11 protein-coding genes are annotated in these 21271 nt (G+C 63.2%); 1 reads left to right on the top strand and 10 read right to left on the bottom strand.

The window, feature by feature from the left end; all coding sequences use genetic code 11:
• Nucleotides 1–227: 227 nt before the first annotated feature.
• The 8 genes from QQL24_RS35775 to QQL24_RS35740 all read right to left on the bottom strand — a co-directional run bounded on the left by QQL24_RS35775 (nucleotide 228) and on the right by QQL24_RS35740 (nucleotide 12262).
• A complete protein-coding gene (locus QQL24_RS35775; protein ID WP_284317099.1) occupies nucleotides 228–1619 on the bottom strand; it encodes a porin in 1392 nt (463 codons plus the stop codon).
• A gap of 1155 nt (nucleotides 1620–2774) precedes the next feature.
• The gene (locus QQL24_RS35770; RefSeq protein ID WP_284317098.1) at nucleotides 2775–4112 is read right to left on the bottom strand and encodes a porin; all 1338 of its coding nucleotides are present in this window, start codon (nucleotides 4110–4112) and stop codon (nucleotides 2775–2777) included.
• 512 nt (nucleotides 4113–4624) lie between these two features.
• On the bottom strand, nucleotides 4625–5506 hold the full coding sequence (locus tag QQL24_RS35765) for a choline/ethanolamine kinase family protein (protein ID WP_284317097.1): 882 nt from the start codon (nucleotides 5504–5506) through the stop codon (nucleotides 4625–4627).
• A 60-nt stretch (nucleotides 5507–5566) separates the two neighbouring features.
• On the bottom strand, nucleotides 5567–6733 hold the full coding sequence (locus QQL24_RS35760) for an iron-containing alcohol dehydrogenase (protein WP_284317096.1): 1167 nt from the start codon (nucleotides 6731–6733) through the stop codon (nucleotides 5567–5569).
• Between the two features lie 88 nt (nucleotides 6734–6821).
• Nucleotides 6822–8207 carry an aldehyde dehydrogenase family protein gene (locus tag QQL24_RS35755; RefSeq protein WP_284317095.1) on the bottom strand — a complete coding sequence of 462 codons (1386 nt, stop codon included), beginning with the start codon at nucleotides 8205–8207 and terminating at the stop codon, nucleotides 6822–6824.
• Nucleotides 8208–8354: 147 nt separating this feature from the next.
• Entirely contained in the window at nucleotides 8355–9728 is a 1374-nt protein-coding gene (locus QQL24_RS35750; protein ID WP_284317094.1) for a glutamine synthetase family protein, read from the bottom strand.
• A 93-nt stretch (nucleotides 9729–9821) separates the two neighbouring features.
• Nucleotides 9822–11411, bottom strand: coding sequence for an amino acid permease (locus QQL24_RS35745; protein ID WP_284317093.1), 1590 nt, complete (start codon nucleotides 11409–11411; stop codon nucleotides 9822–9824).
• Nucleotides 11412–11491: 80 nt separating this feature from the next.
• Entirely contained in the window at nucleotides 11492–12262 is a 771-nt protein-coding gene (locus QQL24_RS35740; protein WP_284317092.1) for an N-formylglutamate amidohydrolase, read from the bottom strand.
• A 120-nt stretch (nucleotides 12263–12382) separates the two neighbouring features.
• Here QQL24_RS35740 and QQL24_RS35735 point away from each other — a divergent pair, with 120 nt between their 5' ends.
• Nucleotides 12383–13255 (top strand): MurR/RpiR family transcriptional regulator, encoded by an 873-nt coding sequence (locus tag QQL24_RS35735; RefSeq protein ID WP_284317091.1) that lies wholly within the window; start codon nucleotides 12383–12385, stop codon nucleotides 13253–13255.
• A gap of 130 nt (nucleotides 13256–13385) precedes the next feature.
• Here the strand turns inward: QQL24_RS35735 and pbpC are convergent, their stop codons facing one another.
• On the bottom strand, nucleotides 13386–15503 hold the full coding sequence (gene pbpC / locus QQL24_RS35730) for a penicillin-binding protein 1C (protein WP_284317090.1): 2118 nt from the start codon (nucleotides 15501–15503) through the stop codon (nucleotides 13386–13388).
• A 303-nt stretch (nucleotides 15504–15806) separates the two neighbouring features.
• Nucleotides 15807–21044: an alpha-2-macroglobulin gene (locus QQL24_RS35725; protein WP_284317089.1), complete on the bottom strand. Its 5238-nt coding sequence runs from the start codon at nucleotides 21042–21044 to the stop codon at nucleotides 15807–15809.
• Nucleotides 21045–21271: the final 227 nt, after the last annotated feature.

The raw sequence follows: 21271 nt of genomic DNA, 5'->3' as shown, positions 1-21271 counted from the left end.
CCGACCAATCCACATACGGCCTGTCAGATGCTTACAGCCCATACGGCTCGCGATAACTGAACAGAAGGCACCATAACCTCCATACTTTGACACCTCGCAGTCCAAGCACTGGTTTTTTTATACCGCGTAGGTTCTTCCACACCTCCACCATACGTAGAGGGTTTTTTGTTTGTAAAAAAAGGCCCGGCTTTCGCCGGGCCTTCCATGACTTTGCGATCGAGATTCGATCAGAAAGTGCGCTTCAGGCGGATACCAGCCTGCCAGATGTTGGACTTGATGTCGCGAAGAGCAGGAGTCGTCTCCGCCGCAGTAGGAGTCAGATTGGTCAGAGCATTCTTGGCTTCGACACGGGTGTAGGCAATTTCACCCGCAACCGTCAGCCCCTTCACAATCGTGTAGGTCAGGTTGCCGGCGACCGTGAACTCCTGGACCGTGAAGTTCGCGTTACCAAGGGTTACCGGATTGATGAAGGCATTGTCATACTTCGTGTCGATGTAGCTGGCGACCAGGTTGGCGTTCAACACCGGAGTAATGTTGCCACCGAGTTCGCCGACGATCGACCAACCCTTGCCCTTTTCAGACCGAAGGCCAGCCCCAGTGCCGATGAAGAGATCCGAACTGCCAAGAACAGTGTTGCCAGCACCAAGGTAGTCGGTCGCGGCGTCGGCATACTGACCTTCAACGATGAAGTGGCCACCGTCGATCACCGGGATCTTGATCAGTACGGTACCGCCAACGGCGAAGCCGTACGTATTCTCATGTGGGATGCCGCCGGCACCAGGGCCGACCACAACGCCACCCACGACCGTCTCGCCAGAGCGGTTCTGGTGACCGGCAGCCTGCAGCGCCAAGGATCCCCAATCGGCGTCATAGCGCAACTGACCGACGACGTCAGGAACCTGCTGGCCACCAGCAACAAAAGTGCCAGTACCAACTATACCGTCAAAGGCATCCGCGCGATGGTCGAGCCCATCTTCGATCGACAGCGTGGCGCTGAAGCCACCGCCGAACTGGGCGGTGTAGGCAATCAGGTTCACCGTGTTCGATTCAGCGTAGTACGGAGCCCAGATGGTGTCGCCATACTCGTTATCGTAGAAGCCGAAGAACGAGTGGGCGTAACCAGCCGTCAGGCCACCGAACTGGATGAAGGCCTTATCGATGGAGAAGGTGTTGCCATTGAAGGCGTTGCTGCGGCCGCCGGCGCTGATCGGATGGGAGTCAGCGTTGATCTGGAAGTAGGAACGCAGCAGACCCCAATCGGTCTGGGTGCGAGCGTCGAACCAGATGCGGCCCTGGGTGTTGAAAGCCGAACGGTTGTCATTGCGATTGAAAGAGTTCTTGGTAAAGAACGTACCGCCCGCTGTTCCCCCAGCCACCGGAGCTATAGTATAGAAACCAGGCCGATCGCCGCCGAAGACGCGATAATCAGCGCGGATTTCGCCGCCGATCTTGAGGCAGGTGTCGCTGCCGGGGATGTAGAAGAAGCCGGGGCCGAAGGTCGAGCAGACCTTAACATACTCGACAGCTTCGCCCTTGGTCATGGGCAGATCGGCAGCCTGGGCAGCGCCGATAGCAGCGATACCAGCAGCGGCGCCGAGGAGAAGAGACTTCATCGTCATTAGATGACCTCCAAGACAGTTATTATTTGATCGAGAGCGCCGCTTGGTGCTTCGACCGACTCGCGAGACCCCGATCACACTCAGAACTTGTAATCCGGACACGACGCATCATCTGTGTCGTTGGAGAAACATTGTCGGACTCTTCTCGGTTGCACAATAGAGATTGTGCTCGGCAACCCCGAGTAGAGGCATTTTGAAAAAGTTGTGTAGCAAAAAAGACACAGACGCCTTATTCGCAGATCTCAGCGTGAGGAAAGCCATATTTGGGGGATTTTCAGACAAATTCCGCCACAATTCCCGGCGGCGCAGGCCACTTGGAAGCTTTTGTCGGGAGTAGCCGACACGTCACTCGCACAAGGCATCCCGTGTGGAAGCGTCGCCCGATTGCGGCATCGAGTAGGGAAGCGGGGGCCGAATCTGTGGCACGTTCGAGAACAACATCGCCCACATTTCGGAAACGCGACGAGGAATCTGACCGGGTGAGGTGCTCGAATCGGCCTGCTTTGCCGGCGTGCAATCCGACAGCACTTGAAAGTGGCCGGCACACCCGACCGCCGCATCCTTCCAAGGCCAGGCACTGGTCTTGCGCTGCAACGGTGTGACCACCGAGGTCGCAAACTCAGCCGGCGCCATCCTGCGTCCGCCAGGGCAGTGATCCGCCAGGGCAGTGACATGGGCGGTCCAAAAAACGGAACAGATTTCACTCGTTTTGAAACGAAAAGACCGAGACGCCGGTCACCGCCGCTCTGACCTCGAGAGAGTCTGACAGACTCCCGACCGCCGGCCTCTCGGATCAGGAGATCTGGGTAGCTATCGGATCGTCAGAGCGCGGTTCGGGATCAGGGCAACAAGGCCTGCCATCACGCGGCCTCGGCTGGCATGGAGATTACTCCCGCACCAGCAGGTAGGGCCGACAGCCCCTTCGTCAATCGCGATCGATATCTCCCGACACTAAAGCAAAATACATTCAGGTAGGAGCGGATTCCAGATTAACTCGTTGGCCCCGAGTGCACTTTTATGTTCCTGGAGATTCGATTTGAAGGCTCAATGCCCTCGGTTATCGTTGCGGCCTCATGGAGAGCTTATTGCAGGGCACGCAATGAAAAGGCCCGGCTTTCGCCGGGCCTTCAATCTTTAGAGGTGGCTCAGACTAGATCAGAACACCCGCTTGAGGCGGATACCAGCCTGCCAGATGTTGGACTTGATGTCCCTAACGCCGAGAACCGGCGCTTCGGCAGTGCCAACGTTGGTCGCGGCGTTATCAGCCTGAACACGGGTATAAGACACTTCGCCAGCGACCGTCAGGCCCTTCACGATTGTATAAGTAAGGTTGCCCGCAATCGAGAACTCCTTGAGCGAGAAGTCCTGGCCCGCGACGAAGAGGTCGCTATATTTGGTGTCGATATAGCTGCCCACCAGGTTGGCATTCAGCACCGGCGTTATATTGCCGCCCAGTTCGCCGACGATCGACCACCCCTTGCCCTCCTCGAAGTTGGGAGTTGCGCCGGTCTTGATAAAGACATCCTGGGTTCCGAGCACGCTGTTGCCCGCACCGAGGTAATCGGTAGCGCCGTCAGCATACTGACCTTCAACGATGAAGTGGCCGCCGTCGATCACCGGGATCTTGATCAACACCGTGCCGCCAACCGCAAAGCCATACTTGTTGGCATGCGGCCCTGCGATCGTGTTGCCAAAAGCGTCGACAGCAACACCACTGCGGGACTGATGACCGGCAGCCTGAGCAGCGACAGAGCCCCAATCACCGTCATAACGCAGCTGACCGACGACGTCGGGAACCTGCTGGCCGCCATAGATGTAGCTGTTCAAGCCGAGGCTGGAACGATGATCGCGACCGTCTTCGATCGACAGCGTGGCGCTGAAGCCGCCGCCAAACTGAGCGGTGTAGGCGATCAGGTTGGTGGTGTTGGACTCAGCATAATAAGGAGCCCAGATGGTATCGCCGTACTCGTTGTCGTAGAAGCCGAAGAACGAGTGGGCATAACCAGCCGTCAGGCCGCCGAACTGGATGAAGGCCTTGTCGATGGTGAAGGTGTTGCCGTTATAGACGTTGCTGCGGCCGCCGGCGCTGATCGGATGCGAGTCAGCGTCGATCTGGAAATAGGAGCGCAGCAGGCCGTAATCGGTCTGCGTACGCGCATCGAACCAGATGCGGGCCTCAGTGTTGAACGCCGAACGGTTGTCATTGCGGTTGAAACCGTGCTTCTCGAGAAGAGTATCACCCGCCAGAGCGCCCGTCCCTGGGGTGAAAGCAGGCCGGTCGCCACCGAACGCGCGATAGTCAGCGCGGATTTCGCCGCCGATCTTGAGGCAGGTGTCGGTGCCGGGGATGTAGAAGAAGCCCGGGCCGAAGGCCGAGCAGACCTTCACATATTCAACGGCTTCGCCCTTGGTCATGGGCAGATCGGCGGCCTGGGCGGCGCCGATGGCGGCGATACCGGCGGCAGCGCCGAGAAGAAGTGACTTCATCGTCATGAGATGACCTCCAAGACATTTTACTGCGGCCGCGACATTTGCGTCTTCGACCGGTGCGCGAGACCCCGGCCCCAACCTCAGGTCGGCGGTCCGGATACGACCCATCGGGTGAATCGTTGGAGTGACACTGCTTCAGCCGCTTTTTTAACACAATGCAGATTCAGCGACGATGAATGTATTCGCATCGTTTTGCCAAAGACATGTCACCTAAAAGACACAACATCATCGTCGCTCACAGAGTTATTTTGGAATATAACAATCTATAATAGCAATAATAAAATTTGACAACTAAAGGTTTAGCTTGAAATACGCCACATTTGACTCCGATACACGCACAGGTATTACACGCAATGGTTTTGGTGCGCAATTAAAATTATATCAATACTTATGATTGCTCAATCAAATGAATACAACTTCTGATTCCCCCTGCCGGTCGAGAAGCGCATGACAACAGGCGCCGCGGGTTTGTGACCGGCAGCTTCTCGGCTCTGCAGCAAAGGAGGTTCCGTCCGTTACAGGCGGGCGATGGCGACCTTCACGCGGTCTTCGTTGATCCCGATATAGCCAACGAGATCGGTCTGTGACTGGTCGCCAGACCCTTCCTGGGCACTGTCCTGGGCATACCCCCAGAAGAGATCGCGCAGGGCCGCGGCAAGGCGCATCGCGGCGAAGGAAGCACGGTCCCGATCGTTTGCTGTACGCCCAAGCCAGAGCTCCAAGGCGGCGTTAGCGGCGTTCTCCGTCATCAGCGCGTTGTTGGCGAGGCTGGCGATGTCGGCCAGCGGCTGCCCCTGCCCCGCATATTCCCAATCGACCAGCCAGAGCCTGCTGCCGTCGTCGATCAGGTTGTCGCCATGGACGTCATTATGGGCGAAGCCTTGGGGAATGTCGGCAAGGCGGGGCGCCAGCATGGAAAGCAGCGGGCGATGGCTCTCGACAGCCCCGCGCCAGCGACCGGGTCCGCGGGTGAGTGCATCGGCGTAACGGACCAGGATTGTGATCAGGCGCCGATCCTGCTTCGGTCCTTCATAATACAATGGAAGTTTTCTGTAAGTATTTCGAAGCAAGTCGACCGTCTTGGACAGCGTATTCTTGTCTTCGAAATTCGCCCTGCCCAGCGTATGTCCGGCGACATGGCGCAGGACCATCAGGTCCGGTTCTGCCCAGAACAGCTCGGGGCAGAGGCCGGCCATCGCGGCGGCGCGGGTTGCCGCCTGCTCGGCGGAGCGATCGATGTCATGCGCCGCGTTGTCGCCGACGATGCGCACCACGAAGCGGCCCTGCGGCGCGCTGACCAACAGATTGCGGTTGGTCATGCCACCGGGCAGCGGCTCGATATGGACCGGCCCGGACCAGATCGGAAGAGCGGCGAGACGGACCTCGAGATCGTGCATCGCCGCTCCTGCGGGAGAAGGCACGGAGGGATCCCCTTCCGCGCCCCTCAGTCCCGAAGCTTACACCGTGCCTTCGAGCGTCTTGCGGTAGAGCTTGAGGGCACCGGCCTTGGTCAAGGTCACCGGATTGCCGCCGGCCGTCGGATCCTTCGGCGCCATCTTGGACATCAGGTCGAACTTCTGGTCATCCACCTTGAGGCCGGCCAGCGTATGCGGCACGCCGAGCTCCTCGCGCAGCGCCAGCGTCCAGTCGAGGAAGGCCGAGTAGCGTGGCTTGAGGCCGATAAAGGCGGCCAGGCGCTCGATCTTCTCCTTCACCGCCTTCTTGTTGAAGGCGATCACATAAGGCATGAACACCGCGTTGGTCAGGCCGTGATGAGTGTCGTAGAGCGCCCCGACGGGATGGGAGAGCGCGTGGATAGCCCCCAGCCCCTTCTGGAAGGCCGTGGCGCCGATTGCAGCGGCCGACATCATATGGGCGCGGGCTTCGAGGTCCGTGCCGTCCTTGTAGGCCCGTGGCAGATATTCCTTGACGAGGCGCATGCCTTCCACCGCCATGCCCTCGGCCATGGGATGGTAGAAGGGCGAGCAATAGGCCTCCAGGCAGTGGGCCAGCGCGTCGAGCCCGGTGCCGGCGGTGATGTGCTTGGGCATGCCTACCGTGAGTTCGGGGTCGCAGATCACCACTTTCGGCATCATCAGGGGATGGAAGATCACCTTCTTGGTGTGGCTCTTCTCCTGGGTGATCACGCCGGCGCGGCCGACTTCCGAGCCGGTGCCTGCCGTGGTCGGCACGGCGACGATCGGCACGATGCCCTTGGGATCGGCGCGGGTCCACCAGTCGCCGACATCCTCGAAGTCCCACATCGGCCGCTTCTGGCCGGCCATGAAGGCAATCACCTTGCCGGCATCGAGCCCGGAGCCGCCGCCGAAGGCCACCACGCCGTCATGCCCACCTTTCCGCAACACCTCGAGGCCGGCATAGACATTGGACTCGATCGGGTTGGGCTTCACATCCGAGAAGATGGCGGCATGCAGGCCGGCGGCCCTGAGGCTGTCGAGCGCATCCTTGGTCATCTTCTGGGTGGCGAGGAAAGGGTCCGTCACCAGGAGCGGCGCCGTGATGCCGGCGGTCTTGCAGGCGTCGGCGAGCTCGGAGATGCGGCCGGCGCCGAAGCGGATGGCGGTGGGGTAGCTCCAATTGGCGCGGGGGGACGTGGCGGTCATGGGCGGGTTCCGTTGGGGGGCGGGTCTTCAGACCCGCCTTCTTGATTGAGCGATACAAAGAGGCGGGTCCGAAGACCCGCCGCCCGATTCAGATCGTCCTCAGATGATAGCTCTTGGGCTGCGTCAGCGAGTCATAGCCCAGGCGCGAGAGACCCGTGCCGCGGCCGGTGTCCTTCACGCCCGTCCAGGTCAGGCCGGGATCGAGATAGTCGCAGCGGTTCATGAACACGGTGCCGGTCTCGATCTCGCCGCCGATGCGTTCCGCCGCATCGAGATCCTGCGTCCAGATCGCGGCGGTGAGGCCGTAGGGCGAGTCGTTCATCAGCTTGATCGCCTCCTCGTCGGAGGTCACCTTCATGATGCCGACGACCGGGCCGAAGCTCTCCTCCATCATCACCGACATCGAGTGATCGACATCGGTGAGCACCTGCGGGGCGAGATAGGCGGTGCTGCCGACATCGGCCGCGTACTTGGCGGTGTTGATATGAGCCTTGGCGCCCTTGGCGATCGCCTCGGCGGTCTGCTTCCTCACCCAATCGGCAAAGCGGACATTGGCCATCGGGCCGAGTGTGGTCTTCTCATCCAGCGGATTGCCCAGCACATATTGGCTGGTGAGTGCGGTGAAGCCATCGACGAAGCGGTCATAATGGCTCTCGTGCACATAGATGCGCTCGATGCCGCAGCAGCACTGGCCGGAATTAAAGAAGGCGCCTTCGACGAGATTCTCGATAGCATGCTCGACATTGGCATCCGCCCGCACATAGGCCGGATCCTTGCCGCCGAGTTCCAGGCCGAGCGACATGAAGCTCCCGGCCGCAGCGCGCTCGATTGCCTGCCCGCCAGCCACCGAGCCGGTGAAATTGGTATGATCGACCAACCCCTTGGAGAGGATGTCGCTGGTCTGGTCATGTGTCAGCACCAGGTTCTGGAACACGCCTTTGGGCAGGCCGGCCGCGTCCATCGCCTTCTGGAAGCGCTCGCCCACCAGGATCGTCTGCGCCGCATGCTTGAGGATCACGGCATTGCCGGCGATCAGGGCGGGCGCAACGGTGTTCACCGCCGTCATGAAGGGATAGTTCCAGGGCGCCACCACAAAGACCACGCCCAGTGCCTCGCGCTTGATCATGCGCTTGAAGCCGGGCCGGTCGTCATCCGGGGTGGTGGGCGCCAGACTGTCCCTGGCGATGCGCACCATGTAGCGCACGCGCTCCTCGAAGCCGCGGAACTCGCCGCCATAACGAACCGGACGGCCCATCTGCTGGGCAAGCTCGGGCACGACTTCCTGGTTCATGCCCAGCATGATGTCGAGGAATTTCAGCACGTAAGCGCTGCGCTCCTCGATGGAGAGCTTGCGCCACTCCTTCTGGGCCGTGCGGGCGGCCTTGAGCGCACTGTCGATCTCGGCGGCGCTGGCGGCCGGACGGCGGACCAGTTCCTTGCCATCGATGGGAGAAATACAGACGATATCGGACATGATTGGGAACCTCTGGCGGACTCCAGCCCAAACCAGGCCGGATTCGCCTTAGTGAATACGACGCTTCCTGTCAGGGACCTGGACACACGGTCCCCAGACGGCAGGTGAAAGCCTATACAACAAGCCACGGCATTTTGTGATCACATTTTATATGATCTCGAAATAGCGCTCCAGTTGCCAGTCGGAGATGGTACGGCGGAACTCGCGCTCCTCCCATTCGCGCGTGGCAGCGTAGTGCTCGACAAAGGCGTCGCCAAACAAGGAGCGCGCCGCCTTGGACGCCTTGAGGCGCTGGGCGGCTTCCCACAGGCTGCGCGGCAATTGGCGAACCTTGGGGAACTTCTTGTCATAGGCGGAACCCTGCACCGGCGCATCGGGCTCGATCCTGTTCTCGATGCCCCACAGGCCCGAGCCGATGGCCGCCGCCAGGGCGATATAGGGATTGATATCGGCCGCCGCCACGCGATACTCGACCCGCTGCGACTTTTCCGAGCCGGGAATGACGCGCAGCGCGCAGGTGCGGTTCTCCACACCCCAGCTCGCATCCGTCGGCGCCCAGAAGCCGGGGATGAGGCGGGTGTAGGAATTCACCGTGCAGGCGATCATCGCCAGCAATTCTGGCATCAGTGCCTGCTGGCCGCCAACATACCAGCGCATCTCGTCCGACATCTGGTGGGGCTTGGCTTTGTCGTAGAACGCGCCCTTGCCTGATTTGAGGCTGGTGAGAGAGGAGTGCAGATGGCCCGATTGTCCCGGCCAGTCATGCGACCACTTGGCCATGAAGGTCGTCATCCAGCCGCGCTTCTGGGCGAGGATCTTGGTGAAAGTCTTGAACAGGGCCGCCTTGTCGGCCATGGCCAGAGCCTCGTCCACCCTCAGGGCGGCCTCAAGCACGCCCGGGCCGGTTTCGGTATGGAGTCCTTCGATCTCCATGTCCATCTCGCGGCACATCTCCAGGAGATCCTGGTAGAAATCGGCGTGCACGCCGGCGCGCAGCATGGAATAGCCGAAGTAGCCCGGCGTGATGTTCTTGAGATTGCGGTAGCGCTTCTCTCGCACGCTGTCCGGCGTCTCGTCGAAGACGAAGAATTCGAACTCGGCCGCTGCCGAGACCTTGTAGCCCATGTCGGCGGCGCGGGAGAGCACGCGGCGCAGTGTGCCGCGCGGACAATAGGCCTCGGCCTCGCCGGCGAACTCGCCGATGAAGAGTGGAATGCCGTTCTCGAAGGGGATGGTGCGCATCGTCTCCGGCGCGAACCGAGCCTCCGCATCACGATAACCGTTGTGCCAGCCGGCGAAGGAGGTGTTGTCGTAAAGCTGGTCGTTGGAGTCCCAGCCGAGCACCACATTGCAGAAGCCGAAGCCTTTTTCGAGCGAGCTTTCGAACTTGTCGCGAGCCATGTATTTGCCGCGGAAGACACCGTCGATATCGAAGACGCCGACCTTTACGTCCGCAAAGCCCTTCTCACGCACATAGGCAATCGCTTCGGCTGCATTCTTGGGTCTCGCTGGGGCTGCCATGATCCGCTTGTTCCCGACTGTCTGGAGTGTTCTTGAAACTGCAATGAAAAGGCCGGCCCCGGTGCAAAGCGGAGCCGGCCTGTGTGTTTATCGTCAAGCCGTCTCGCCGACGGCCTTTTCGGCCTGCGCGATTTCGCTGGCACGCTGGGCGATAGCGGCCCCGATCGGCGGCCCCTTGAAACGCCGCGCCTCGATGCCGAACCATAGCACGAGGAGAAGCACCACGAGGCCGATGGCGTAGTTGATCAGGATGTCGAACGGCGGTTGAATGCCGGCATACATCAGGACCAGAACACCCAGCACCGCGATGATGCCGAGCGGCTTCGACCAGATGCCAAGGCGGAACGGACCGAACTCCGTCCAAGTCTTGCCTTCGGCGAGCAGGCCCGCCGCAATCGGCATGGCGTAGGAGACGTAGAGGAACAACGCGCACCCTGCCGCGAGCGCCGCGAAGGCCGGCGAGTAGAGCGTCGCCGCAACCGAGAGCACCGCGCCGAGCCAGATGGCGGCAACGGGCGTACGCCAGGTCGGGCTGACGCCCTTCCACAGCGAGGAACCCGGAAGCCCACCATCACGCGCAAAGGCATAGATCATGCGCGAGGTCGAGGTCAGTCCGGCCAAGGCGCAGATGAAGTTGGCAACCACGATACCGATGGCCAGGATATCCTTGAGGATGCCGGGCGCCGGCAGATTGCTGAAGAGGTTGAACCAGGCGGCGGCGCCATCCTTGGCCGTCTGAGCGAGATCCGGGCTGGCCATCACGAAGGAAACAGCCATCGCGAGACCGAAGACCAGCGACCAGAACACCGAGTGGATCATGCCGCGCGGCACCGCCACGCGGGCATTCTGCGTTTCCTCGGAAGTGTGAGCCGAAGCGTCGAAACCCGTGATCGTATAAAGCGGGTAGAGCAGGCCGATGAGGAAGGCAATGATCACGGGGCGCGGCGAGGGAACATAGCCACCGCCCGGATCACCCGTGGTGTTGACGAAAGTGGTGATGCGGGAGAAATCCCAGTGGCCGCCCCAGATCAGGAATGTCGCCGTCAGAAGCACGGCGATGACGAGGATGAGATAACCGGAGAAGTCGGTCAGCAGCGTGGTGAGCTTGATGCCGAAATGGTTGATCAGCGCCTGGGCAATGGTGATCAGGCTAACGGCAACGACCTGCGTGTAATAGGCCGAGCTGTTGATGGTTGCGGCCTGATCAGCGGTCATGCCGCTCGGCAGCGGATCGCTGACGGCCGTCCAGTTGGTGACGTCGACATGGAAGACGCCGGCGAGGACGAGATCCCGGAACAGCTGCCACACACCGACATTGACCGACGCGACGACGAAGATCAGGCCGAGCAGGTTGAACCAAGCCGTGGCCCAGCCCCACCCGCGTCCACCGAGAATCGAGGACCAGTGATAAAGGCCGCCGGCCGTGGGATAGGCCGAACCGATCTGGCCAAGACAGGCCGCGACGACGAGCGCGAAGACACCACCGACAACCCAGCCGATGGTAGCCTCGAAGCCGAGGCCCGTACCCATGGCGAGCGGGAACGACGTGATGCCGCCCGCCAGGATGCAGATGATGGAGAAGGAGATGGCGAAGTTGGAAAATCCGCCCATGCGGCGCGCCAACTCCTGTGCGTAGCCCATGGAATGGAGGACCCTTACGTCCTCGTCAGTCGATCCACTCATTGTAAGTCCCCCGACTTATCGCTTTGTGAGGATGGATAGTGCCTTTCAGATCGTTACGTCCCTGGCCGGTCGGCCAGCATTCATTCTTGAGGAGGTCCCTCCTGAAATGCGATGCCTTTGAGAATAGAGGCAAGTTTCGTGCCCCACCCAGCTTCCTGCTCCGGCGTCGTGAGGAGATCGTTGCGGATCTCCACCATGACGCTCGCCAGCCCCTGGCTTTGGCCGTGGCGATCGAGCGTGTGGTAGACCCGGTCGCCGGGACTGTAAGGCTCGTTGGCGCCGACGACGTTGGTTGCATCACGGCGCAGCGCCGCCAGCATCGGGGCAGACAGGCTCTCGTCGCGATCGAACAGGATGCCGATATGCCAGGGGCGCACCGCCCCATTATATACCGGAGTGAAACTGTGAATACCGATAACCGCGACAGGCCCCTTCGCCCGCTTGGCGGCCACCACGGCTGCGACACCGGCATGGAATGGCTCGTAGATCTCTCTCACGCGAGCCTGACGCTCCTCAGGCGAAAGCCCGGCATTGCCGGGAATGACTGTATCTTCGCTCTTGGCCGTGATGGCGTCAAATACGGAAGGATCGCGATTGCAGTCGATCAACAGGCGGCTGACGGCGCAGGACACCAGCGGCGAATCGAGCTCCCGCGCCAACATGCGGGCAACACCGAGCGCGCCGGGATCCCAGGCGATATGGCGCTGTAGTTCGGTCTCCGGCAAACCGAGATTGCCGAAGCGTGCCGGTATGAAGTTGGAAGCATGCTCGCAGATGATGACATAGGGGCCGGCCCCGTCGGCATTGTCGACGACGGCGATGGTGGCCATCTCAGCGAGTGAGTCTAACATTCATTACGTCCGGCCAAAAACTGGAACACTGTGTTATAGTGAGTACAGCATCGCCCGACTTGTCAATTACGAAAATAACCGCCACCCTCGGTTTCGTACCTTTTGAGACGGAGCCGCGCGATGATGACAGAGCCGGATCAGCCGACCACCACAGGCGATGAGACCCTCGCGACGCTGATCCGCAGCCGGCTGGGCGACCTCACGCCGACCGAGCGGCGAGCCGCTCACGTACTCTTGTCGAACTACCCCTTTGCAGGCCTTGAGACTGTTGCACAATTTGCCGCTCGGGCCGGCGTTTCAGCGCCCTCGATCCTGCGGTTCATCGCCCGTCTCGGCTTCGGCGCCTATGCCGACTTCCAGCGTCATCTGAAGGATGAACTGGAGGCGCAGTTGCAGTCTCCGCTGATGAAGCAATCGCAGGAGTCGGCCAGCACCACCCCGCTTTCGGGCTTCGCCGCGGCCGTGCTGACCAATGTCAAGCAGACTTTCGAATCGGTCGCGCCGGCTGAATTCGAAGCCATTCTTTCCATCATGACGGATACCAAGCGGCGGCTTCACATCGTGGGCGGCCGCCTCACCGAGGCAATCGCGCTCTATGCCGTCAGGCATCTGCGTGTGATCCGCCCCGAAGTGACGCTGGTCGAGGGCCAGGCCGCGACCTGGCGCGACCAGGTCATCGATTTCGGCAAGCGCGACGTGCTCATCGTCTTCGATATACGCCGCTACCAGGACGACATCATCCTGCTGGCGCAGGAGGCGGCCGAGCGCGGCGCCACCATCGTGCTCTTCACGGACCAGTGGCTCTCGCCCATCGCCCGCTTTGCCCGCCACGTGATCTCGACACGTACCGCGGTGCCCTCGAACTGGGATTCGAACGTCGCCATCCTGGCGGTGGTGGAAGCGCTCATCGCCGGGGCGACGAAGTCGCTGTGGGAGCTCTCGAAGGCGCGAATGGAGGCGCTGGAGATGCTCAGGAAGGGCGGGCCAAGGTAGCGCTGGGAGCGCGGACGTCCCGTCCGCTCTTGGAATCACCGGCGTTTCGAGACTCGTTCTGACGATCTGTACAGCGTGCTTCTGCTATGCTTGCGGTTCAAGAGCGGACAGGATGTCCGCGCTCCCAGCATCATTCCAGCCTGATCTGCACGCTGGCGGTATGCCCCTTGGCGTCGATCACCGACAGCCGCGCAAAGCCCTTGCCGGGATTGTCCCACACCGCCTCGCGCCGCTCCTCGCCGATGGCGATCGGCAGGCCGTCCGCGAGCCAGGTGAAGGGCGGTGCGCCGCCCATGGCCTTGAGGGCGAGCGTTGCGTCGGGCTCGTTCGAGGAGATGTCCACGCGGGCGCCGTCCGGCGGGAAGGATATCGCCAGCGGCGCGTCGCCTGGGCCGGAGGTCGCGACTTCCGGAAGGCTGCCGGGCCGGAAACGCTGCAGGGCCGGCGGCAGGTCGGCGGTACGGGCGAAGACCACGCCGGGCGGTGGCGGCAGCAGCGGCGTGCGCTTCTCGCTGATGCGCTGAAAGGCGTCGAACAGGATCGGCGCCGCAGCCTTGCGGCCGATTAGATCCGACACCGGCGCGCCATCCGGTCGGCCGACCCAGACGGCCACCGTATTGGCGCCGTCATAGCCCACCGCCCAGGCATCGCGGTAGCCATAGGACGTGCCGGTCTTGTAGGCGATCTTGCCCGCGATGGCGTTCTCCGGCGGCGGGGCGCCGATCAGCACATTCCCGACCTGCCAGGCGGCCGCCTTCTCGAACAGGCGATGCGGCTGGACAGCAAGGGCCCGGTCCTGCGGGCGCCAGATCAAGGGCAGCGCCTCGCCGTCGCGTGCCAGCGCGAGATAGAGAGTGGCGAGATCGGTGAGCTTCACCCCTGCCCCGCCGAGGCCCACGGCAAGGCCGGGCGCGGCGTCGAGGGGCAGTTCCGGCTCGGCGCCGGCATTCTTCAGGCGCGCGATCAGCCGGGTCGGCCCCACGGAATTCAGCAGCATCACCGCCGGCACGTTGAGCGACTGTTGCAGGGCGCGGCGCATGGTAACCGTGCCCTGGAAGGCATCGTCGAAATTCTCGGGCTTGTAAATGCCGAAGCGGGCCGGCCTGTCGTCGACCAGCGTCTCGGGGTGGGCGAGCCCATCCTCGAAGGCGAGGCCGTAGATGAAGGGTTTCAGCGTGGAACCCGGCGAGCGCAGGCTTTCGGCCAGATCGATTTGCCCGGCCCGCGCCTTGTCGAAATAGCCGACGCCGCCGACATGGGCGCGCACCTCGCCGGTGGCATTGTCGACGGCGATGATCGCGACCGAGACGCCGCCGCCGAGCGCCGTGGCGCGCTCGCGCGCCAGGTTCTCGAGCTGCTCCTGCAGGAAACGAGAGATCGTGGTGGTCTCCACGAGATTGGCCTTCTGGGGCATGCTCGGGTTCTGGGCCTGGTCCTGGCGGGCGAAGCGTTCCGCCACATGGGCGGCGAGGATCGGGAAGAGCCTGCGGCCCTGGGGTGCGGCTTCGAGGGACGCGGCCTTGGCCTGGTCGGTATTGATGATGCCCTTGCACGTAAGCAGGGTCAGCACGCGGTTGCGCGCCGCCTTGGCCGCCACCGGCGCCCGATCGGGCCGGCGCGTCTCGGGTGCCTGCGGCAACGCGACCAGCATGGCAGCCTCGGCCGTCGACAGACGCTTGGGCTCCTTGCCGAAATAGGCGAGCGAGGCGGCCCGCACGCCTTCGAGATTGCCGCCATAGGGCGCCAGCGCGAGATAAAGCTGCAGGATCTGTTCCTTGCTGAGCCGGTTCTCGATCTGCACCGCCCGGATCATCTCGGCCGCCTTGTCGGCGAAGGTGCGGCCGGGGCGCGGCTCCAGGAGGCGCGCAACCTGCATGGTCAGGGTCGAGCCGCCTGAAACGATATGGCCATGGCGCAATATCTGCCAGCTCGCGCGCAGCATGGCCACCGGATCGACGCCGTGATGGGAGTAGAAACGCTTGTCCTCATAGGCGACCAGCATCGAGATGTAGCGCCGATCCACCTCCTCGGGCTTGGCCGGCAGGCGCCAATAGCCGTCCGCCGTGGTGAAGGGGCGCAGCAGCTTGCCGTCTCGATCGACCACCAGGGGCGAATAGGTGATGGCCTCGCCCAGAGGCACAGGGCCGAGGCGGCGGATCGCCTCGGAGAGCGCAAAGCCGCCGGCATTCACCATGATGATCGCCGTGAAGAAGAGAGCGCAGAGGATATGGGTGCGGCGGGCGGTCATGGGGTGGTCCAAGCTCCCTGCATGCGAGATGAGCCCTCACAAGCAGGGACACGACGTCGAAGTCCCCTCGCCCCGTTCTTACGGGTGTCGTCCACTCCTTTGGAGTGGACTAGGGATAGAGGTGAGGGGCAGCACCGCCCTCTGTCATTATCACGCTGGGATTGGTTTACTTGCACGGATGCGGCTGCCTTCTCGTCCGATGTTGCGTAGCCCCTCACCTCTATCCTCTCCCCGTAAGAACGGGGCGAGGGGACACACACGACTCGCGCCGGTCTTCATCGCCTCATCTCGCTCAACCGGCCCTCACCTCTCCGTCACGGACATCGTCGTCGTCGCGAGCGTGGCGTTGCGGTCGGGCTGGTACATGTCCTCCACCGTGGTGCCGGGCAGCGTGTAGTGACCGGGCGCGATGGCGCGGACGATATAGGCAACCTTCATCGCCTGATCCGTGAACGCGGCGACAAAGCGGTCGTCGCGGAACTCGGAATGGGTCACGTCGGTGAGATCCTTCAGCCAGGACAGGCTGCCGGTCTCGCCCGTGGCGACCAGGTTCGGGTTCTCGATCTCGAAGCCGGCGGGCAGCCGGTCGACGAGAAGGAAATTGCCGGTCTGGTCGTCACCCGGGCGGCTGGCGCTCAGCACCACCACGAGTCGGGTGTTCTGCCGTACCTGGGTGGGATCCGCCGGCTTGCCGTCCAGCGTGAAGTAGTCGCGCGTCAGGTTCATGCCGTTGGAGGATTGCGGCTCCGGCACCGTCGGCGAACCGGAGACCGCCACCACCGCCTGCAGCTGGGTAGCGCCCGGATTCTTGACCGTATGGGGCGCCGCCAGCGCACCGCCGCGATAGACCTTGTAGAAAGCGCCTTGCTGGGCCGAGCCATCGACACTGAGTTCGATGGAACGGGCCTGGTCGACCACGGAACGCGCCGCCAGCACCATCCAGGTCATCTCCTGGGTCGAGCTGTAGCGCGTCTTGGCACGGGCGTCGGAGATGACCTGCAGCGCCGACTTGATCACCGGCACCCCTGCCCCGCTATCGCCAGCCAGCGCCACCATGGCGGCTGCATCGCGCAGCGGCGAGCCATAATTGCGATAGCCCGAGACAGTCCCTGCGGCTTCGGCCTGGAGGGCCTCGGCGGCCGAGGCGAAGGCCTCGTTGGCGCGCGGCTTGTCGCCGAGCATGCCGAGCGCGGCCGCGATCTGCGCCCGCGCCATGGCGGTGCCGAATTGACCGATCTTGGTGTCGGCGAAATATTTCAGATCACCCGCCGGCGCCCGGCCGGCGCGCGCCAGGGTGTAGAGCGCATAGGCGATATCCTCGCCCTTGCCCTCTTCCACCTCGGGCGCGTTGCCGACGCGGTTGCGCAGATAGTCGACTGCCTGGTTGAGGGCCTGCTCGGGCACGGCGAAGCCCTTCTCGCGGGCCCGCAGCAGGAAGTCGGTGACATAGGCGGAGAGCCAGAGCTCGCCGCTGTCGGCGCTCCACAGGCCGAAGGCGCCGTTGGAGTCCTGCCGGGCGAGCAGGCGCTGCACCGTATCGGCCAGGCGCTCCTTCACGGTGCCGTCGAGGTCGAGATTGTTGCCGCCGAGCTCGGTGAGATAGAGCAAGGGCAGCGCACGGCTGACGAGCTGTTCCGAGCAGCCATAGGGATAGCGGTCGAGATCGCGCATCAAGCTGGGCACGTCGAGCGCCGAATAGGGCCCGACCGAGAGCGAGACCGCCCCGGTGCCCTGCACCATCTCCGCCACCAGATCCGAGTTGACGGTGATGGCGCCGCCATTGGCCGCAACGTTCTGCACCACACGGCGCGTCACCGGCGGATTGGCCGGCAGCACACCCAGTGTGAAGCTCTGGTCGATCGCGACATTGCCCGGCCCGGCAAGCGAAGCCACGAGCCGCGCCGTGCCCACACCCGTGGCGGTGATCGGGATGTTCACCGGCGTGCGCGAGCCCACCGGCCCGATCTTCACCGTCTGGTAAAGAGCAGCCGGGGCAGCGCCGATGGGACCGTCGACATTGACGGCGAGCGTGTAGTCACCCGGCGCCGCCTCGGCATTGACGAGGTCGAGCCGGAAGCGCGACTGGTCGCCGGAGCCGAGGAAGCGCGGCAGCGTTCCCGATATCACCACAGGATCACGGGCGATGACATCCACCGAGGCGTGGCCGACCTTGGTCGGCGTCCAGGCCACGGCCATCACGCGAACGGAGCCGTTGAAGGCCGGGATATCGAAATTGACCGCGGCCGTGCCGTCGGAGGCGACTTCGACAATGCCCGAGAACAGGGCAAGCGGCGCCTGGGTGGGGGGCGGGCTGTTGAAATTGCCGCCCTGGTCGCCACCCGTGCGTATGTGCCCGCGCGTGCCCTCCATGCCGTCGATGAGCTGGCCATAGATGTCATGCAACTCGGCCGAGAGGCGCTTCTGGTTGTAGTAATAGCTCTCCGGTTCCGGCGGCTTGTAGCCGGTGAGGTTGAGGATGCCGACATCCACGGCCGCCAGGGTGACATAGGCCTTCTCGCCGCTCAGGCCCTCGATCTTCACCGGCACCTTGAGGGGTTGGCGCGGCTTCATCGTGTCGACCGGCGAGAGCGAGACCTTGAGGGTGCGCTCGTTACGGTCGATGCCGAACCAGGCGAGACCGATGGCGCGCGTGGGCATGCGCTTGGCTTCGACGTCCATCGGGCGGAAATGGGTGACCACGACATAGGCGCCGGTGCCCCAATCCTTGCCGACGGTGACGGGAACCGTCGTGCCGTTCGCCGGCACATCGATCAGTTGCGAGGACAGGAGCTTCTCGCCCACGACCTGCACCGAGGCCTTGCCGGCAAAGCGCGCATCGATCTTCACCTGCAGCGTATCGCCGGATTTCACGCTGGAGCGGTCGAGCGCCACCGGCAGCATGTCGGGCGTATCGGCCTTCTCGCTGGTGTAGTAGCCGGCGTAGAAGCTCGAGGAGGAGGATGCGAGTCCGTCGGCCGCGATCTCGAGGCGGTACTGGCCCCATTGCACCGGCGCGGTGATCTGCACCGGCTTGTCGGCAAGGAGATCGACCGTGCCGCCGCCCACCTTGCGGGCCGTGGTCACGGCTTCATAGTTCCAGCGATTGTCGGACTTGTACCATTGATAGGTCGTGCTCAGGCGCTTCAGCGTCCAGGTCGCGCCCTTGGCAGCCACCTGCTTGCCCTGCGGATCGACGGCGATGGTGTCGAACAGGGCCTGCTGGCCCTCCGGCACCGTGCCGTCGTCGAAGCGTGGCTTCAGGCCGAGCATCGAGCCAGCGGAGGCGATCGGCAGCGAGGTGGTGCGCACTACGCCGCGGCCGCCGCCTTCCTTCATGCGGATGGTGAAGTTGGCCTTCAAAGGCCGCGTCGTGGTCGGCAACTGAGGCAGCGGCACGGTGAAGTCGGCATGGCCCTTCTCGTCGGTCTGGGCGAGATCGTCGATGGTGTTCTGCACCGCGTCGACGTTCTCATCCGTGAGACCAAAGGCATAGTCCTTCCATTGCGGGAAAGGCTGGTCGTCGACGGAGACGGAGACATCGCCCTCGACATCGAGGCCGGCGGCCGGGGCGCCGAAGAGATAGCGCCCGTCCACCTTCAGGCTGGCGCCGCTGGTGCGGTCGATACGCGTGCCGTTGGCGGTGAGGTCGAACTCGATACGATCCGGCACATAGTCTTCCACCAGAAAGGTGGTCTCGCCCACCGGCGCGCCCTTAGGATCGGTATAGGCCTGCACGCGCCAGGTGCCGCTGGCGGCCGAGGAGATGATCGGGACATCCGACGTGCGCCCGCCGGCGCCCTGGTCATTCAGCACGGTGCGCGAATATTCGACGCCATCCGGACGCTGCACCACGAGCGTAACGGGGACATTGCCGAGCGAATTGGCGTTGCCGTCGCGCAGCAGCACGGCGGCATGCACCGTCTCGCCGCGGCGGTAGACCCCGCGCTCGACATAGACGAAGGCATCGGCCGCGCCGGGCGGATCACGCCCGGTGACGCCGCGATCCGTGAGGTCGAAAGCTTGCTGCGAGAGGTCGATGAAGGCGTAGTCCTGCTTGTCGTCGGAGGCGACGACCAGAGCCGGCTCCTGGCCGTCCGTGCCCTTGGTGAGGCCGGCGTCGAACCAGGCCGAGCCGTCGGCGCCCGTCTTCACCGTGCCGAGGATCTCGTTGTCACGGGCGATCAGGCGCACGGTGACATTGGCGAGCGCCTCGGCCGTCGCGATCGAGCGCAGAAAGACGTGCAATCCGTCCTTGCCCTTCAGCGTGGAGAGGCCGAGGTCGGAAACCACGAACCACTGGGTGGCGAGTTGGCCGGAATCCTCATCGTCCTTGTCGCTGCTCACCTCGCCCGCCTGGGCCGTCATCACATAGAGCCCCGGCTCGATCTTGCCGAGCGCCTCGTCCACCGGGAAGGCGGTGGTGACGTCCTCGTTCGGCGGGGTCGCCAGGTCCATGGTGCCTTCCCAGACCTTCTGCCCCTTGCTGCGGGCGAGCTCGCTGGCCTGCGAACCATAGATCTGGTCGAGGAAGCTCGAATCGGCCACGGCCGAGAGCAGGCTGCGGTCGCCCACACGATAGAGCTTCAGCTTGGCCTGCTTGGAGTTGACCGAAACCAGCGGGATGCCGTTCTGGCCGGTGCGTGGCAGCACATAGGACTTGCCGACGAACTGCACCGAAGGCGCGCGGTCGCGCACATAGAACTCGTAATCGGCATCCTTGAGGAGGCTCTCGTCCACCGCCGAGGGCAGGCCCTGGCGCACCGTGACCTTGTAGCTTCCGCCATGCTTGAGGCCTTCGACGCAGAGCTTGGTGCCATCGACCGTCACGGCCGAGACCAGACCGGGATCCTCAGTGAAATATTGAGCGAAATCGCTGACCGAGTTCGAGAGCGGATCGGAGAACTGGAAGCACACGCGCGGCTGCGGCGCATCGCTTTCCACCGTGTAGTCGGTGATGCGGAAGCCATGCTCCTTGCGCACCTGCTCGTAGGTATCGCGGATCGTGGCATCCTCGACGAGGTCGAGGCTGGCCCTGTAGGCGGTCAGGGCCGGACGCCAGTCCTCGCGCTTGACCAGGGCCTGCGCCACGTCGTTCAGGGCGGCAGCCTTGTCCTGCGTGGTCGAAGCGAGCTGATAGGCGCGGATCGACGCGCCAAGCGCCTTGTAGGGCAGCTCATAGCCATCCTGGTTGTTGAAGGGCTCGGCCACGAGGAGGAGATCGGCAAGCTGCTTCCAGGACGCGAACTCGTTGGGCCTGAGCGCCAGCACCTGCTCCACCGCGACGGCGGTATTGCGGGCATTGTCGGCCTGCTCCGCCGCCTGCAGCTCCTGCTGCACCTGCGGCAGCCCCTTCTTCATCGTCTTGGCGAGCTTGGCGAGCGTGTCCTTGTAGTTGTCGGCCGCATAGGCATAGCTGTCGGCCTGGAACGGCGGCGCTGCATGAGCCGGCATGGCGGTCTGCCAACTCAGCAAGGCGAGCACAATCATGAGTTGTACAAAATACCGAACGGCGCCGTTGATGCGCGCTGTCTCGCCAAGCATGCTGCCAATCCTCATTCACGCCAAAGCCTTGCCAATGCTAGCACCCTCGCGTGACACGCAAGCGGCACATTCAGGCTTGCAAGGCCCTCCCAAACGTCACACTAAGTGCGGGCCGGGCCGGCTGCAATGAGGATTTATCAAGTTTTTGCCACCTGTTCCGGCCGTAACACCTTGGCGCAGCAGCCACTTTGACCAGCACGTCACTTTTTTGGCGGCAGGGCTGGACA

Origin of the sequence: Labrys miyagiensis, assembly GCF_030160835.1 — a bacterium.
Lineage (GTDB): Bacteria > Pseudomonadota > Alphaproteobacteria > Rhizobiales > Labraceae > Labrys > Labrys miyagiensis.
Note: the sequence above shows the minus strand (reverse complement) of the source record. Positions and strands in the feature narration are given on the sequence as shown.

Excerpts from the sequence above, each read along its gene's own strand:
- QQL24_RS35755 (WP_284317095.1), bottom strand. The coding sequence starts at position 8,207 with ATGTCCGATATCGTCTGTATTTCTCCCATCGATGGCAAGGAACTGGTC.
- QQL24_RS35740 (WP_284317092.1), bottom strand. The coding sequence starts at position 12,262 with ATGTTAGACTCACTCGCTGAGATGGCCACCATCGCCGTCGTCGACAAT.
- QQL24_RS35745 (WP_284317093.1), bottom strand. The coding sequence starts at position 11,411 with ATGAGTGGATCGACTGACGAGGACGTAAGGGTCCTCCATTCCATGGGC.
- QQL24_RS35760 (WP_284317096.1), bottom strand. The coding sequence starts at position 6,733 with ATGACCGCCACGTCCCCCCGCGCCAATTGGAGCTACCCCACCGCCATC.
- QQL24_RS35735 (WP_284317091.1), top strand. The coding sequence starts at position 12,383 with ATGATGACAGAGCCGGATCAGCCGACCACCACAGGCGATGAGACCCTC.
- QQL24_RS35725 (WP_284317089.1), bottom strand. The coding sequence starts at position 21,044 with ATGCTTGGCGAGACAGCGCGCATCAACGGCGCCGTTCGGTATTTTGTA.
- QQL24_RS35770 (WP_284317098.1), bottom strand. The coding sequence starts at position 4,112 with ATGACGATGAAGTCACTTCTTCTCGGCGCTGCCGCCGGTATCGCCGCC.
- QQL24_RS35775 (WP_284317099.1), bottom strand. The coding sequence starts at position 1,619 with ATGACGATGAAGTCTCTTCTCCTCGGCGCCGCTGCTGGTATCGCTGCT.
- QQL24_RS35765 (WP_284317097.1), bottom strand. The coding sequence starts at position 5,506 with ATGCACGATCTCGAGGTCCGTCTCGCCGCTCTTCCGATCTGGTCCGGG.
- QQL24_RS35750 (WP_284317094.1), bottom strand. The coding sequence starts at position 9,728 with ATGGCAGCCCCAGCGAGACCCAAGAATGCAGCCGAAGCGATTGCCTAT.
- pbpC (WP_284317090.1), bottom strand. The coding sequence starts at position 15,503 with ATGACCGCCCGCCGCACCCATATCCTCTGCGCTCTCTTCTTCACGGCG.